At 67.3% G+C, this 14,850-nt stretch carries 10 protein-coding genes and 1 tRNA gene; 4 read left to right on the forward strand and 7 right to left on the reverse strand.

Features of this window, described 5'->3' with window-relative positions:
- Nucleotides 1-121 precede the first annotated feature (121 nt).
- Nucleotides 122-4,231 (reverse strand): ATP-dependent RNA helicase HrpA, encoded by a 4,110-nt coding sequence (hrpA, locus tag E1J61_RS24295; protein WP_133096517.1) that lies wholly within the window; start codon nucleotides 4,229-4,231, stop codon nucleotides 122-124.
- 23 nt (nucleotides 4,232-4,254) lie between these two features.
- On the opposite strand from hrpA, the gene argA reads away from it, so the two are divergent.
- Together argA and E1J61_RS24305 are read left to right on the forward strand one after the other, a co-directional pair.
- Nucleotides 4,255-5,730, forward strand: a complete 1,476-nt coding sequence (gene argA / locus E1J61_RS24300) for an amino-acid N-acetyltransferase (RefSeq protein WP_133096518.1) — start codon at nucleotides 4,255-4,257, stop codon at nucleotides 5,728-5,730.
- Nucleotides 5,731-5,833: 103 nt separating this feature from the next.
- A complete protein-coding gene (locus E1J61_RS24305; protein ID WP_029046163.1) occupies nucleotides 5,834-6,106 on the forward strand; it encodes an oxidative damage protection protein in 273 nt (90 codons plus the stop codon).
- Between the two features lie 79 nt (nucleotides 6,107-6,185).
- Here E1J61_RS24305 and rpiA read toward each other — a convergent pair whose 3' ends face one another.
- Nucleotides 6,186-6,872: a ribose-5-phosphate isomerase RpiA gene (gene rpiA / locus E1J61_RS24310; protein ID WP_029046162.1), complete on the reverse strand. Its 687-nt coding sequence runs from the start codon at nucleotides 6,870-6,872 to the stop codon at nucleotides 6,186-6,188.
- 178 nt (nucleotides 6,873-7,050) lie between these two features.
- Between rpiA and tal the strand changes: the two genes are divergently transcribed.
- Nucleotides 7,051-8,007 (forward strand): transaldolase, encoded by a 957-nt coding sequence (gene tal, locus E1J61_RS24315; RefSeq protein ID WP_133096519.1) that lies wholly within the window; start codon nucleotides 7,051-7,053, stop codon nucleotides 8,005-8,007.
- A gap of 15 nt (nucleotides 8,008-8,022) precedes the next feature.
- Here tal and E1J61_RS24320 read toward each other — a convergent pair whose 3' ends face one another.
- The 3 genes from E1J61_RS24320 to rnr form a co-directional block, all read right to left on the reverse strand.
- Nucleotides 8,023-8,754, reverse strand: coding sequence for an NAD-dependent deacylase (locus E1J61_RS24320; protein ID WP_243736957.1), 732 nt, complete (start codon nucleotides 8,752-8,754; stop codon nucleotides 8,023-8,025).
- A gap of 49 nt (nucleotides 8,755-8,803) precedes the next feature.
- On the reverse strand, nucleotides 8,804-9,547 hold the full coding sequence (gene rlmB, locus E1J61_RS24325) for a 23S rRNA (guanosine(2251)-2'-O)-methyltransferase RlmB (RefSeq protein WP_012353149.1): 744 nt from the start codon (nucleotides 9,545-9,547) through the stop codon (nucleotides 8,804-8,806).
- A 90-nt stretch (nucleotides 9,548-9,637) separates the two neighbouring features.
- Nucleotides 9,638-12,235: a ribonuclease R gene (gene rnr / locus E1J61_RS24330; protein ID WP_133096521.1), complete on the reverse strand. Its 2,598-nt coding sequence runs from the start codon at nucleotides 12,233-12,235 to the stop codon at nucleotides 9,638-9,640.
- Nucleotides 12,236-12,305: 70 nt separating this feature from the next.
- Between rnr and E1J61_RS24335 the strand changes: the two genes are divergently transcribed.
- Nucleotides 12,306-12,392 (forward strand) — tRNA-Leu (locus tag E1J61_RS24335).
- A 325-nt stretch (nucleotides 12,393-12,717) separates the two neighbouring features.
- Here E1J61_RS24335 and E1J61_RS24340 read toward each other — a convergent pair.
- Nucleotides 12,718-13,287 (reverse strand): phosphoribosyltransferase, encoded by a 570-nt coding sequence (locus tag E1J61_RS24340; RefSeq protein WP_133096522.1) that lies wholly within the window; start codon nucleotides 13,285-13,287, stop codon nucleotides 12,718-12,720.
- A gap of 146 nt (nucleotides 13,288-13,433) precedes the next feature.
- Nucleotides 13,434-14,774 (reverse strand): adenylosuccinate synthase, encoded by a 1,341-nt coding sequence (locus E1J61_RS24345; protein WP_063238110.1) that lies wholly within the window; start codon nucleotides 14,772-14,774, stop codon nucleotides 13,434-13,436.
- Nucleotides 14,775-14,850: the final 76 nt, after the last annotated feature.

The raw sequence follows: 14,850 nt of genomic DNA on the forward strand, positions 1-14,850 counted from the left end.
TGAATCGGCGATTCTAACGTTTGGGCGGCTAATTCCGCTGACGTCGCGGCTGACGGCGAACAAGAATTTGGCAGATTGTTGCGCCGGCACGACCATTTGCGGCCGTACCGGCGCCCGAGCCTCAGCGCTGCATCGATTCCCAAACCTTCTGCAGCCGCTTCACCGACATTGGCACCGGCGTGCGCAGCTCCTGCGCGAACAGCGCGATGCGCAGCTCCTCCAGCATCCAGCGGAACTCTTCCAGCCGCGCGTCCTCGCCGCCACGGCCTTGCGTGCGCAGTTGCTTTTCGGCGCGCTGCCATTGCTGCAGCAGCGGCGCCATCTCCTGAATGCGCTGGGTATCGCGCGCCGGATCGCCCTTGAGCTTGTCGATGCGCATGGCGATGCCCTTCAGGTAGCGCGGGAAGTGGACCAGTTGCGTGTACGGCGTCTCATCGATAAAGCGCTTGCCCACCAGCCGGCCGAGCTGCGCTTCCATGTCGGCGTAGGCTGCGGCGAACGGCTTGGCCTGCAGCAGCTTGCGCGGCAGCCCGGCGTATTCGGCAAGGATCGCGCCGGCAAGCCGTGCGATCTCCTGCGCCAGCAGCGACAGCCGCGTGCGGCCCTCGTCCTTGCGGGCGTTGAACTCTGCCTCGTTGCGCGGCAGCGGCGACTGCATGCAGGCGCGTTCCAGCGCCAGCATCACGATCTGGTCGCGCAGAATTTCCTGCGTACCCAGCGTCATGTACTGCATCGCCATCTGCTGCAGCCCGGGGATGTTCTTCTCGATGAACTTGACCTGCTCGCGCAGTTGCAGCGCGAACAGCCGGCGCAGCCCCAGGTGGTGGATGCGCGCCGCTTCCTGCGGATCGTCGAAGACCTCGACGTCGCAGTGCGTGCCGCGGTCGACCAGCGCCGGGTAGCCGAACAGCGTCTGGCTGCCCTTGCGGATCTCCAGCAGCTCGGGCAGCTCGCCGAAGGTCCAGCCGGTCAGGTTCTCGTACTGGCCGGGCTCGGCCGCCGGCAGCTGCGCGGCCTGGTCGGGCGAGCCGGCTTGCGCGGCCGCCTGCGCTGCAACGCGCTGGAACGACTGCTGCGCCTGGCCGCCCAGCTCGGCGCGCAGTTGCGCCAGGTTGCGGCCCATGTCGAGCTGGCGGCCGTGCTCGTCGATGACCTTGAAGTTCATCGCATGGTGTGCCGGCAGCGTTTCCAGCTTGAAGTCGGCGCGCTTGACCATGGTGCCGGTCTCGCCGCGGATATCGGCGATCAGCACGTCCAGCAGCTCGCCCTCGCCGAACCGCTGGCGCGAGACAAAGCCGGCGGCAAAGTCCGGCAATGGAACGCAATGGCGGCGCAGCTTCTGCGGCAGCGACTTCAGCAGCAGGTGGACCTTTTCCTTGATCATGCCGGGGACCAGCCAGTCGGCACGCTCCTGCCGCACCTGGTTGAGCGCGTACAGCGGCACGGTCAGCGTCACGCCGTCGCGGTGGCTGCCGGGCTCGAAGTGGTACGTCAGCCCCATGTCCACCCCGGCCACGTTCATGGTCTTGGGAAACAGGTCGGTGGTGATGCCGGCCGCCTCGTGCCGCATCAGCTCGTCGCGGTTGAGGTAGAGCAGCTTGCGGTCCTTGGCGCTTTCGGCCTGGTACCACTGTTCGAAGGTGGTCTGCTGGTTGATCTCGGCCGGGATGGCGCGATCGTAGAAGGCGTAGATCAGCTCGTCGTCGACCAGCACGTCCTGCCGGCGCGACTTGTGCTCCAGGTTTTCGATCTCCCGCACCAGGCGCTGGTTGTGCGCGAAGAACGGCAGGCGCGTATCGAATTCGCCCTCGACCAGCGCGCGGCGGATAAAGAGCTCGCGCGCTTCCTGCGGGTTCATCGGCCCGTAGTGGACGCGGCGGTGCTGGTAGACCACCAGGCCGTACAGCGTGGCCCGTTCCAGCGCCAACACCTGGCCGGCCTTCTTTTCCCAGTGCGGATCGCTCCAGCTCACCTTGAGCAGGTGGCCGCCGATGTGCTCCAGCCATTCCGGCTCGATCCGCGCCAGCGTGCGCGCGAACAGGCGGCTGGTCTCGACCAGCTCGGCCGCCACGATCCAGCGGCCGACCTTGCGCGCGATCAGCGAGCCCGGCCACAGGTGGAACTTGATGCCACGCGCGCCCAGGTACTCGCGGCCCTTGCCGTCGCCGTCCTCGATACGCACGCCGACGTTGCCGAGCAGGCCGGTCAGCAGCGCCTTGTGCACCTGCTCGTAGGTCGGCTCGCTTTCGTTCAGGCGCCAGCCCTGCTCGGTCACCGTGGTCAGCAGCTGCGAATGCACGTCGCGCCATTCGCGCAGGCGCAGGTGCGACAGGAAGCTGGCGCGGCACTGGTCCTGCAGCTGGCGGTTCGACTTCTTGTGCGTGACCGCGTCCTCGAACCACTTCCACAGCTTGACCCAGCCCAGGAACTCGGACCTCTCGTCCATGAACTTGCGGTGCGCCTGGTCGGCGGCTTCCTGCGCCTCCTGCGGGCGGTCGCGCGGGTCCTGCACCGACAGCGCGCTGGCGATGATCAGCACCTCGCGCAGGCACTGGTGCTCGCGCGCGGCCAGGATCATGCGGCCCACGCGCGGGTCCAGCGGCAGCTTGGCCAGCTGCCGCCCCGTCGGCGTGAGCTGGTTGCCGTCGTCGACCGCGCCCAGCTCCTGCAGCAGCTGGTAGCCGTCGGCGACCGCGCGGCCCAGCGGCGGTTCGATAAACGGGAACGACTCGATATCGGTCAGCCGCAGCGCCTTCATGCGCAGGATCACCGCCGCCAGCGACGAGCGCAGGATTTCCGGATCGGTAAAGCGCGGGCGACCGGTGAAATCCGACTCTTCGTACAGCCGGATGCACACGCCGTTGGCCACGCGGCCGCAACGGCCGGCGCGCTGGTTGGCGGCGGCCTGCGAGATTGACTCGACCTGCAGCTGTTCGACCTTGTTGCGGTACGAATAGCGCTTGACGCGCGCCATCCCGGTATCGACCACGTAGCGGATGCCCGGCACCGTCAGCGAAGTTTCGGCGACGTTGGTCGCCAGCACGATGCGGCGCGTGTTGGACGGCTTGAACACCCGCTCCTGCTCCTGCACCGACAGCCGCGCGAACAGCGGCAGTATCTCGGTATGCGGCGGATGGTGCTTGCGCAGCGCCTCGGCGGCCTCGCGGATCTCGCGCTCGCCCGGCAGGAACACCAGCACGTCGCCCGGGCCGACGCGGCACAGTTCATCGACGGCATCGACGATGCCGTCGTACAGGTCGCGTTCGCGCGCCTGCGCGCTGCGCGGCGCGGCGCCCGGCGGCGCGTCGTCGGTAACCGGGCGGTAGCGCACTTCCACGGGGTACAGCCGGCCGCTGACCTCGATCACCGGCGCGGGCTTGCCGTTGAGCGTGAAATGCTCGGCAAAGCGCTGCGCATCGATGGTGGCCGAGGTGATGATCACCTTCAGGTCAGGCCGCTTCGGCAGGATCTGGCGCAGGTAGCCGATCAGGAAGTCGATGTTCAGGCTGCGCTCGTGCGCCTCGTCGATGATGAGGGTGTCGTAGGCGCGCAGCAGCGGGTCGTTCTGCGTCTCGGCCAGCAGGATGCCGTCGGTCATCAGCTTGACCGACGCGCCCGCCGACATGGTGTCGTTGAAGCGCACCTGGTAGCCGACATGCTCGCCCACCGGCGACCCCAGCTCCTGCGCGATGCGCTTGGCGGTGGAGGTGGCGGCGATGCGGCGCGGCTGGGTGTGGCCGATCAGCCCCCCGCCCTCGCGCCCTGGCCCGCGCCCGATCGACAGGCAGATCTTGGGCAGCTGCGTGGTCTTGCCCGAGCCGGTCTCGCCCGACACGATCACAACCTGGTTGGCCAGCAGCGCCGCGGCGATCTCGTCGCGGCGGGCCGAGACCGGCAGGGCCTCGGGGAACGTGATCGGCGGCAGCGGGTTGACCGCGCGCGGTGGCTGTGGCGCACGCGGCGCGCGCTCCTGGCGCAAGCCTCGCGGCTGGCGCTGGCCGGATGCGTCGGCCGGACGGGCGGCAGCGGGGTCCGGGCGTCCGGCCGGCGGCCGGACCGGGCGCTGGGCCTGCCCTCGGGTCTGCCCCGCGGTCTGGCCCGCGGTCTGCCCTTTAGGCGGCCGGGACGGATTGGATGGCGTGGACTGGCCGGCACCGGCCGGCGTCTGCGGGGCGGCGGGTTGACCTGGCCTGGCGGGCTTTACAGCCTTGAAGGGGCGTTGTTCTGACATTGGCCGGGATTATAATCCGCGGGATGAACGCCAGAACCGATACGCCGCAGCCGGCGACCCCTTCCGACACGGCAGCCGCTACGGCGGCGGAGCCGCCCGCCACGGCCGAACTCCCCCCGCCCGCCCCGACTTCCACCACGCCCGCCACCGCACCGGCGCCGGCGGCTGCCGACGCCATCGAACGCGGCGGCCCCGATCACCAGCAGTTCGTCGACTGGCTGCGCATGGTGGCGCCGTATATCCATGCCTTCCGCGGCAAGACCTTCGTGATCGCATTCGCGGGCGAACTGGTCAAGTCGGGCGTGCTCAACGCGCTGGTCAACGACGTCGCGCTGCTGCACGCGATGGGCATGCAGATCGTGCTGGTGCACGGCTCGCGCCCGCAGGTGGAAGAGCAACTGGCACTGCGCCATGTCGAGTCTCAATTCGTCGACGGCGTGCGCATCACCGACAACGCCGCGCTCGAATGCGCCAAGGAAGCCGCCGGCGAACTGCGCCTTGACATCGAGGCCGCCTTCAGCCAGGGCCTGCCCAATACGCCGATGGCCGGTGCGCAGCTGTCGGTGATTTCCGGCAACTTCGTCACCGCGCGCCCGGTCGGCATCGTCAACGGCACCGACTACCAGCACACCGGGCTGGTGCGCAAGATCGACGCCGAGTCGGTGCGCATGTCGCTGTCGCACGGTAAGGTGGTGCTGCTGTCGCCGCTGGGCTTCTCGCCGACCGGCCAGGCCTTCAACCTGTCGATGGAGGACGTGGCCAGCGCCACCGCCACCGCGCTCAAGGCCAACAAGCTGATCTTTATCACCGAGGTGCCGGGCGTGCCCGACCCGGTCGGCAAGCTGATGCCGGAAATGTCGCTGCGCACGGCCGTGGAGCGCCTGCAGAACAACCACCTGCCGCACGACGTGGCCGACTACCTGCGCCACCTGGTCAAGGCGCTCAAGGGCGGCGTGCCGCGCGCGCACCTGATCCCCTACGCGCTGGACGGGTCGGTACTGCTGGAACTGTTCCTGCACGATGGCGTCGGCACCATGCTGTCCGATACCGACCTCGAAAGCCTGCGCGAAGCCACGCTGGACGACGTCGGCGGCATCCTGCAGCTGATCGCGCCGCTGGAAGCGGACGGCACCCTGGTGCCGCGCGGACGCCACCTGATCGAGCGCGATATCGCCAATTTCTCGGTGATCGAGCACGATGGCGTGCTGTTCGGCTGCGCCGCGCTCTATGACTACCCGCGCGAGAACATGGGCGAGATGGCTTGCCTGACGGTCTCCGCTGAAGCCCAGGGCACAGGCGACGGCGAGCGCCTGCTCAAGCGCATCGAGCGCCGCGCCCGCGCGCTCGGCCTGGAGCGCCTGTTCGTGCTCACCACGCGCACCGAGCACTGGTTCCTCAAGCGCGGCTTCGTCCACGCCAATGTGGACGACCTGCCAGAAGACAAGCGCAAGCTCTATAACTGGCAGCGCAAGTCGATGGTGCTGATGAAAAAACTGTGACGGCGTAGGGTCAATGGCCGCCGCGCCGCGGCCAGCCGCCCTGCTTGGCTACAATAGCGCCAGCGCCCTGAGCCCAGTCTAACGAACGTACAAGGAGTCCCCCATGGCCCGCATGGTCCATTGCATCAAGCTGAACAAGGAAGCCGAAGGCCTCGACTTCCCGCCGCTGCCCGGCGAGCTGGGCAAGAAGATCTGGCAGAGCGTGTCGAAGGAAGCGTGGGCCGGCTGGCTCAAGCACCAGACCATGCTGATCAACGAGAACCGCCTGAATATGGCCGACACGCGTGCGCGCCAGTACCTGATCAAGCAGACCGAAAAGTACTTCTTCGGCGAAGGCGCCGATCAGGCCCAGGGCTACGTGCCGCCGCAGTCCTGATTCCGGACGGCATCAGACGACAAAGGGGTGCCCGAGGCGCCCCTTTTTTGCCTGGCCGCTGACGGGCCGGCCAGCCGGATCAGTAGTCCGTGCGCTGCACACCGTCGCCGGTGCCAAGCAGCAGCACGTCCGCGCCACGCAGCGCGAACAGGCCCACGGTGACCACGCCCGGCACCTGGTTGACGGTCTGCTCCAGCCCGCGCGGATCGTCGATCTTCAGGCCGGCGACGTCCAGAATCACATTGCCGTTGTCGGTCTTGTAGATGCCGCCTTCCTTGGTCATGCGCAGCTTCGGCTGGCCGCCCAGCGCCTGCAGCTTGCGCGCGACTGCCGCACGTGCCATCGGAATCACCTCGACCGGCAGCGGGAAGGCTCCCATGGTGCCGACCAGCTTGCTGCCGTCGGCGATGCAGACAAAGCGCTTCGCCACCGAGGCAACGATCTTCTCGCGCGTCAGCGCGCCGCCGCCGCCCTTGATCATGGCGCCGCTGGCATCGATCTCGTCGGCGCCGTCGACGTACACGGGGATCTCGTCGACCTCGTTCAGGTCGAGCACCTTGAACCCGTGCTGCTGCAGGCGGCGCGTGGAAGCCTCGGAGCTCGACACGGCACCCGCGAAGCGCTCCTTGAACGCCGCCACGGCATCAATGAAGAGGTTCGCGGTGGAGCCGGTGCCCACGCCCAGCACGGCACCTTCGGGAACTTCCTGCTTCACATAGTCGGCGGCGGCCTGCGCCACCAACGCCTTGAGTTCATCCTGAGTCATGACAACAGCCAGATTGCGGTGGAGGAAACGCATAGTGTAGCGGATTGAGCGGCATCCCCCGTCACCGGCGGTACAATGGATTGGCCGGGGCCGGTGCTTGCCGCCCTGCCACCGCAAACCGAATCGCCAACGATTCAGCGCCAATTCAGCGCCAATTCAGCGCCAACGACTAAGCGACATGAACCAGCTCGAACAACTCAGGCAGTTCACCACGGTAGTGGCCGACACCGGCGACTTCCAGCTGATGAAGCAATACACCCCGCAGGACGCGACCACGAACCCCTCGCTGATCCTGAAGGCCGTGCAGAAGCCCGAATACCGGCACTTGCTGGAAAAGGCGGTGCAGGATCACCATGGCAACGGCGGCGTCGATGCGGTGATGGACGAAGTGCTGATCGCCTTCGGCTGCGAGATCCTGGCGATCGTGCCGGGCCGCGTCTCGACCGAAGTCGACGCGCGCCTGTCCTTTGACACCACCGCCACCGTCAACAAGGCCCGCCACCTGATCCAGCTGTACGAGCAGCGCGGCATCGCGCGCGAGCGCGTGCTGATCAAGATCGCCTCGACCTGGGAAGGCATCCGCGCGGCCGAGATCCTGCAGCGCGACGGCATCCGCTGCAACATGACGCTGCTGTTCTCGCTGGTGCAGGCGGTGGCCTGCGCCGAGGCCGGCGCACAGCTGATCTCGCCCTTCGTCGGCCGCATCTTCGACTGGTACAAGAAGCAGGCCGGCGAGCAGTGGGACCCGGTCGCCAACGGCGGCGACAACGATCCCGGCGTGCGCTCGGTGCGCCAGATCTATGACTACTACAAGAAGTTCGGCTACCCGACCGAGGTGATGGGCGCGAGCTTCCGCAGCACCGCGCAGATCCTGTCGCTGGCCGGCTGCGACCTGCTGACCATCAGCCCGGAACTGCTGGAGCAGCTGGCCGCCGGCCAGGGTGCGCCAGAGCGCAAGCTGTCGGTCGACCAGGCCCAGGCCGCCAATATCGCCCGCATCACGGCGGACGAGCCGTCGTTCCGCTGGCAGCTGAATGAAGACGCAATGGCCACCGAGAAGCTGGCCGAAGGCATCCGCCTGTTCGCGGCGGATGCAGTCAAGCTGGAAAAGCTGATCGGCGAGATTGCCAAATAAGCCGGCGGGGCCGGCTCAGTCCGGCTCCACCCCCGGTTGCGGCCACAGCAGCGGCAGCAAGGCGCCTGCCGCTGCCGGCACCACCAGGTCCGCGGTCTGGTCCAGCGCGGACGACAGCGGGTTGATCACGATGACGGGCGCGCCGTGCTCCTTCGCCAGCCCCGGCAGCGCGGCAGCCGGATAAACCAGTCCCGACGTCCCCACCACCAGGCACAGGTCCGAAGTCTCCGCCGCATGCTCGGCGCGAAAGCGCGCCACGCGCGGCAGGTCTTCTCCGAACCACACCACGCCCGGGCGCATCAGTGCCCCGCACAAATGGCAGCGCGGCGGCATGCCGGGCAACGCGCTGGCTTCCTCGCAGCGCCCGCACCCGTCCAGCCATTTGTTGGCGAACAGGTTGCCATGCAGTTCGATCACATGCTGGCTGCCGGCACGCTGGTGCAGGCCGTCGACGTTCTGCGTCACCAGCGTGACGGTCTTCTGCGCGGCCAGCGCCACCAGCGCGTGGTGCGCCGGATTGGGATGCGCGGCCGCCACGAGCGCGCGCCGGTGCAGATACCACTCCCACACCAGTTCGGGCTGGCGCCGGTAAGCCTCTTCGCTGGCGAGCTCCTCCGGATTGAACCGTTCCCACAGGCCAGTCATCGCTTCGCGGAAGGTCGGCACGCCCGACTCGGCCGAAATGCCGGCACCGGTCAGCACGAAGATGCGGCGCGCCTGCGCGATCAGCCGACGCGCCTCTTCCATCCCCGGCCAGGGCTCAGAGGTGGAACGTAGCGGATCGGCCACCATGGCTTTAGCGCGGCAGGCGCCGCTGGCGCACCGCTTCGTACAGGCAGACGCCGCTGGCCACCGAGACGTTGAGGCTCTCGACGCCGCCGGCCATCGGGATGCCGACCAGTTCATCGCAGGTCTCGCGCGTCAGCCGGCGCATGCCCTCGCCTTCGGCGCCCATCACGATCGCGGTCGGGCCCTTGAAGTCGATGTCGTAGAGGGATTTCTCGGTACCGTCGGCGGTGCCGATCACCCAGATGCCGCGCTCCTGCAGCTCGCGCAGCGTGCGCGCGAGGTTGGTCACGGTGATATACGGCACGGTCTCGGCCGCGCCGCTGGCCACCTTGGCCACGGTTGCATTGAGACCGACGCTGCGGTCCTTGGGCGCGATCACCGCGTGCGCGCCGGCGCCGTCGGCCACGCGCAGGCAGGCGCCAAGGTTGTGCGGGTCGGTGACGCCGTCGAGCACCAGCAGCAGAGGCGTGCCTTCGATGCCATCCAGCAGTTCGTCCAGGTTCAGTGCCAGCGCGACGTCCTCGGCGCGCGCCACCACGCCCTGGTGCCGGTCGGTGCCGGCCATGCCGCGCAGGCGCTCGGCATCGACGGGGTGCAGGCGCACGCCCAGGCTTTCGGCCAGGCGGACGAAGTCTTGCATGCGCCGGTCGCGGCGGGCGGATTCGATGTAGATATCCGACACGCCCTTGGGATCTTGCCGCAGGCGCGCGGTCACGGCGTGGAAGCCGATCAGGAGTTTTTGTTTAGCCATGGGCGCGATTGTACTCGCCCGTGCGCCGTCCCCGCGCGGGCGGGGACGGCGGTTGACCCTGACTTGCGCCTTTAATCGTCCTGGCTCGCCTTAACGCTTGCGCGGGGTGCGCTTGGCGGCAGACTTGCCGGCCGTCTTGGCGGGACGCGACTTCGACGCCGGCTTGCGCGGCTTCTCCAGGTGCGCGGGCTTGGGCTTGGCCGCGCGCTTGGCCGGCTTGCCGCCGGTCCTGACGTGCGGCTTGAGCGGAGTGATCACCGCTTCGAACACCGGCTGCTCCTCGATCACGCGGTCGAGCGTCTCGTCGAACGACTCTTCCGGCTTGGACGAACCGCCCAGCAGCGCTGCCAGCTGGCGCCCCTTCTTGCGCGCCGGCACCGCGTGGGCGGCCGGGACGCGCGGCTGGGTGTCGGCACCGGTTGCGCGCGCACGCAAGGTCTTGGCCGACGGTTCCTGCACCAGGCGGAAGTCGATCTTGCGTGCATCGAGGTCCACACGCGAGACCTGCACGCGCACCCGGTCGGTCAGGCGATAGCGGATGCCGGTGCGCTCGCCGCGCAGTTCGTTGCGCGCCTCGTCGTACTGGAAGTAATCGCTGCCCAGTTCGGTCACGTGCACCAGCCCTTCGACATACAGCTCGTCGAGCTGCACGAAGATGCCGAACGACGTCACGGCGCTGACGGTGCCGGCAAAATCGCTGCCCAGCTTGTCGCGCATGAAGTAGCACTTGAGCCAGGCCTCGACATCGCGCGAAGCCTCGTCGGCACGGCGCTCGTTGGCCGAGCAATGCAGGCCGAGCTCGTCCCAGATCGCCTCGTTGCGCTTGGCGCGCGCCGCGGCGAGCTCCGCCTTCTGCTCGGCGTCCTTGGCCTGCAGGCGGCGCGCCTTGGGCGAGATCGCGGTATTCAGCTCGGTGCCGTGGGCAAACGCCGGCTGGTACTTGGTATGCGCCAGCACCGCCTTGATCGCGCGGTGCACCAGCAGGTCGGGATAGCGGCGGATCGGGCTGGTGAAGTGCGCGTAGGCCCCGTACGCCAGGCCGAAGTGGCCGATATTGTCTGGGCTGTACACCGCCTGCTGCATCGAGCGCAGCAGCATGGTCTGCAGCATCGGCGCATCGGGGCGGGACTTGATCTTGTCCATCACCTCGGCATAGTCGGACGCCTGCGGCTTGTCGCCGCCGCCCAGCGACAGGCCGGCGGTCTTCAGGAACTCGCGCAGGTTCTTCAGCTTCTCTTCGCTGGGGCCGGCGTGGATGCGGTACAGCGCCGGGTGCTTGAAGCGCTCGAGGAAATCCGCCGCGCACACGTTGGCGGTCAGCATGCATTCCTCGATCAGCCGGTGCGCATCGTTGCGGGTGCGCGGCAGGATCTGTTCGATCTTGCCCTGCGCATTGCAGACGATATAGGTCTCGGTGGTGTCGAAGTCGATCGCGCCGCGCTCGCGCCGCGCCTTCAGCAGGACCTGGAACAGCTCGTACAGGTTCTGCAGGTGCGGCACCAGTTCGGCGCGCTTGTGCGCCTCGGGACCCTTGGTGTTGGACAGGACCGACCAGACCTCGTTGTAGGTCAGGCGCGCGGTCGAGTGCATCACCGCGGGATAGAACTGGTAGCCCTTGAGTTCGCCCTTGGCCGTGAGCACCGCATCGCAGACCATGCACAGCCGGTCGACGTTGGGATTGAGCGAGCACAGCCCGTTGGACAGCTTCTCCGGCAGCATCGGAATCACGCGGCGGGGGAAGTAGACCGAGGTGGCGCGGTCCAGCGCATCGGCATCCAGCGGCGTGCCGGGGCGCACGTAGTGCGACACATCGGCGATCGCCACGATCAGGCGCCAGCCCTTGGCACGGCCGATCTTGACCGGCTCGCAGTAAACCGCGTCGTCGAAGTCGCGCGCGTCTTCGCCGTCGATGGTCACCAGCGGAATGTCACGCAGGTCGATGCGGTGGTCCAGGTCGGCCTGGCGTACTTCGTCCGGCAACGCGGAGGCTTCCTTGGCCGCGGTCGGCGAGAAGGCATGCGGCACGCCATACTTGCGCACCGCGATCTCGATCTCCATGCCGGGATCGTCGATCTCGCCGAGGATCTCCACCACGCGGCCCACCGGCTGCACATAGCGGTCGGGATATTCGATCAGCTCGACGCTGACCACCTGCCCCACGCGGGCCTTACCCTGCGCCTTGGGCGGAATCAGGATGTCCTGGCTGATGCGCTTGTCTTCCGGTGCGACCACCAGCACGCCGCCCTCGCTGAGCAGCCGCCCGATCACGTAGCGGTTGGCGCGCTCGATGATCTCGACGATCTGGCCCTCGGGCCGGCCGCGGCGGTCGTAGCCCACCACGCGCACTTGCGCGCGGTCGTTGTGCATGGCCTTCTGCAGTTCGCGCTCGGGCAGGAAGATATCGTCCTCGCCATCGTCGCGGATCAGGAAGCCGAAGCCGTCGCGGTGGCCCTGCACGCGGCCGGTGACGAAGTTGGGCTGGTGGGCCAGTTCATAGCGGCCCTTGCGGTTCAGTTCGATCTGGCCGTCGCGCTCCATCGCTGCCAGGCGCTTCTGGAAGCCGTCATGCTCCTTGCGCGTGACCGACAGGGCCTTGGCGATATCGCCTGCCGACTGCGGAGATCCCGACGTTCTCAGCACGCCCAGGATTTCTTCCCGGCTGGGGATCGGATAGTTGTTCTGATTCAATTTTTTCTGGAAACTATTTGACAAAATTCTCGCGCTCTCTATAATGAGCGCTTCGGTTGTTTCGACACCTGCCCAGGTGGCGGAATTGGTAGACGCACTAGGTTCAGGTCCTAGCGGTGGCAACACTGTGGAGGTTCGAGTCCTCTCCTGGGCACCAGATCACCGGGAAACCCGCAGCGCTTTCGAGCCCTGCGGGTTTTTTGTTTTTGGCGCTTTGTTGGCGTACCAGATCCGGCAACTTCCACTCCTTGCTTGGCGGCAACTTGCCGCGGTGTCATACGTCAGCGTACGGGTTTTCTCCCGCCCTTGGAACCGCGCACAATGCCTTGCGCGGCAACCGAACCACATCGGTCCGGCAATGCCGAGGAGTGTAACAGCTTCAGTGGCGATTCCGGCATTCCGCGGGCACGGCCGGCTACTGACGCCACCGGTTCCCGTGCCGTGCGGCGGGCGCCGCGGGCACAGATGAAGCGGGACGGTGCTCAGGCGCTGGCGTCGTCGTCGAGCAGGCTGGCGCGTTTGCCGCGCTTGAGCCAGGCGCCCAGGTTGTGCGGGCGCAGCGTGTCGTACTCTTCGAACGGCTGGTGGATCCAGGGGTTCGACGGCAGGAAGGTCACGTGATAGTCCGGCTCGATTTTCGAGCAGGCCTTGTACCACAGCACCGCCGAGCGCACCTCGGTCACCGCCGGATAGCGTTCCTTCAGGTGGCGGCCCACGCGTTCCAGCGTGATGCCAGAATCGACCAGGTCGTCGACCAGCAGGATCTTGCCCGACAGTTCGCCTCGCGTCATGGTGATGTATTGCGCGATATCCAGGTCGCCCTGCTGCGTGCCAGCCGCTTCGCGATAGCTGCTGGTAGCCAGGATCGCCAGCGGCACGTCGAAGATGCGCGACATCTGGTCGCCCACGCGCAGGCCGCCGCGCGCCAGGCACAGGATCTTGTCGAACTTCCAGCCCGACTCATGCACGTTCAGCGACAGGCGTGCGATCAGGCGATGGTATTCGTCCCACGAGACCCACAGGTTCTCTTCATCGTTGGATGGCAGGTTCATCGTTTTGCTCTAGATATCTTCGTGGCCCGTTGGCCCGTTGGCCCGGATGGCAAATAAGGCTCGGCCCGCTTGCGCGGGCCGATGGTCTGTTGCAGGCCGCGGCGTTCGTGACGCCGCGGCACTACGTCATGCTTCTGGTTGCCGGGTCAGGCCTTGTACGGGTGACGCAGCAGGATGGTCTCGTCGCGGTCCGGGCCGGTCGAGATCATGTCGATCGGGATGCCGACCACTTCTTCCACGCGCTTCAGGTAGACGCGGGCCGCCTCGGGCAGCGCGTCCCACGACTTCACGCCGAAGGTCGATTCGTTCCAGCCCGGGAACTCTTCATAGACCGGCTCGCAGCGCGCCACCGCGTCAGAGCCGCGCGGCAGGATGTCGACGGTCTGGCCGTCGAGCGTGTAGCCGACGCACAGCTTGATGCTGTCCAGGCCATCCAGGACGTCCAGCTTGGTCAGGCACAGGCCCGACACGCCGTTGATCTGCACCGAGCGCTTGAGCGCAGCGGCATCGAGCCAGCCGGTGCGGCGCGGACGGCCGGTGACCGAACCGAATTCCTTGCCGACGTTGGCCAGGCGCACGCCGACCTGGTCCTGGCGCTGCGGGTTGTCGTTGTCGTACAGCTCGCTGGGGAACGGGCCCGAGCCCACGCGCGTGCAATAGGCCTTGGTGATGCCCAGGATGTAGTTCAGGCGGCCCGGACCGACGCCGGCACCCGCGGCGGCCGCACCGGCCACGCAGTTGCTCGAGGTCACGAACGGATAGGTGCCGTGGTCGACGTCGAGCAGCGTGCCTTGCGCGCCTTCGAACATCAGGTTGCCACCGGCGGCGTTGACCGCGTACAGCTCGGCCGAGACGTCGGCCACCATCGGGGCCAGGCGCGGCGCGAAGGCCAGCGCATCGTCCAGCGTCTGCTGGAAGTCCACCGCTTCGGCGCCCAGGTACTGGGTCAGCATGAAGTTGTGGTAGTCCAGGTTCTCGCGCAGGCGCTCGGCAAACTGCTCGGGATCGAACAGGTCCTGCACACGCAGCGCGCGGCGGGCAACCTTGTCCTCATATGCCGGGCCGATGCCGCGGCCGGTGGTGCCGATCTTGGCCGCGCCGCGACGGGCTTCGCGCGCCTTGTCGATGGCAACGTGGTACGGCAGGATCAGCGTTGCCGCCTCGGAGATGCGCAGGCGGCTCTGCACCTGCAGGCCGGCGGCTTCGAGTTCTTCGATTTCACGGAACAGCGCTTCGGGCGACAGCACCACACCGTTGCCGATGTAGCAGATCGTGCCTTCGCGCATGATGCCCGACGGGATCAGGCGGAGAATGGTCTTCTTGCCGCCGATGATCAGGGTGTGGCCAGCGTTGTGGCCTCCCTGGAACCGCACCACGCCCTTTGCATGGTCGGTAAGCCAATCGACGATTTTTCCTTTGCCTTCGTCACCCCACTGGGTGCCGATCACGACGACATTGCGTCCCTGGCCTACTGCGGATGCGGACATATTGCTTTGGTCAATAGGTTAAAAACGTATTCTACTCTTGTTGCAGGGCGATTCCCGATTTTTGGGCGGGATTGCT

Origin of the sequence: Cupriavidus sp. L7L, assembly GCF_004353535.1 — a bacterium.
Taxonomy (GTDB): domain Bacteria; phylum Pseudomonadota; class Gammaproteobacteria; order Burkholderiales; family Burkholderiaceae; genus Cupriavidus; species Cupriavidus oxalaticus_A.

Coding starts and splice junctions, on each gene's coding strand:
- E1J61_RS24340 (WP_133096522.1), bottom strand. CDS start 13,287: ATGAACCTGCCATCCAACGATGAAGAGAACCTGTGGGTCTCGTGGGAC.
- E1J61_RS24305 (WP_029046163.1), top strand. CDS start 5,834: ATGGCCCGCATGGTCCATTGCATCAAGCTGAACAAGGAAGCCGAAGGC.
- hrpA (WP_133096517.1), bottom strand. CDS start 4,231: ATGTCAGAACAACGCCCCTTCAAGGCTGTAAAGCCCGCCAGGCCAGGT.
- E1J61_RS24320 (WP_243736957.1), bottom strand. CDS start 8,754: ATGGAAGAGGCGCGTCGGCTGATCGCGCAGGCGCGCCGCATCTTCGTG.
- argA (WP_133096518.1), top strand. CDS start 4,255: ATGAACGCCAGAACCGATACGCCGCAGCCGGCGACCCCTTCCGACACG.
- rpiA (WP_029046162.1), bottom strand. CDS start 6,872: ATGACTCAGGATGAACTCAAGGCGTTGGTGGCGCAGGCCGCCGCCGAC.
- rlmB (WP_012353149.1), bottom strand. CDS start 9,547: ATGGCTAAACAAAAACTCCTGATCGGCTTCCACGCCGTGACCGCGCGC.
- E1J61_RS24345 (WP_063238110.1), bottom strand. CDS start 14,774: ATGTCCGCATCCGCAGTAGGCCAGGGACGCAATGTCGTCGTGATCGGC.
- tal (WP_133096519.1), top strand. CDS start 7,051: ATGAACCAGCTCGAACAACTCAGGCAGTTCACCACGGTAGTGGCCGAC.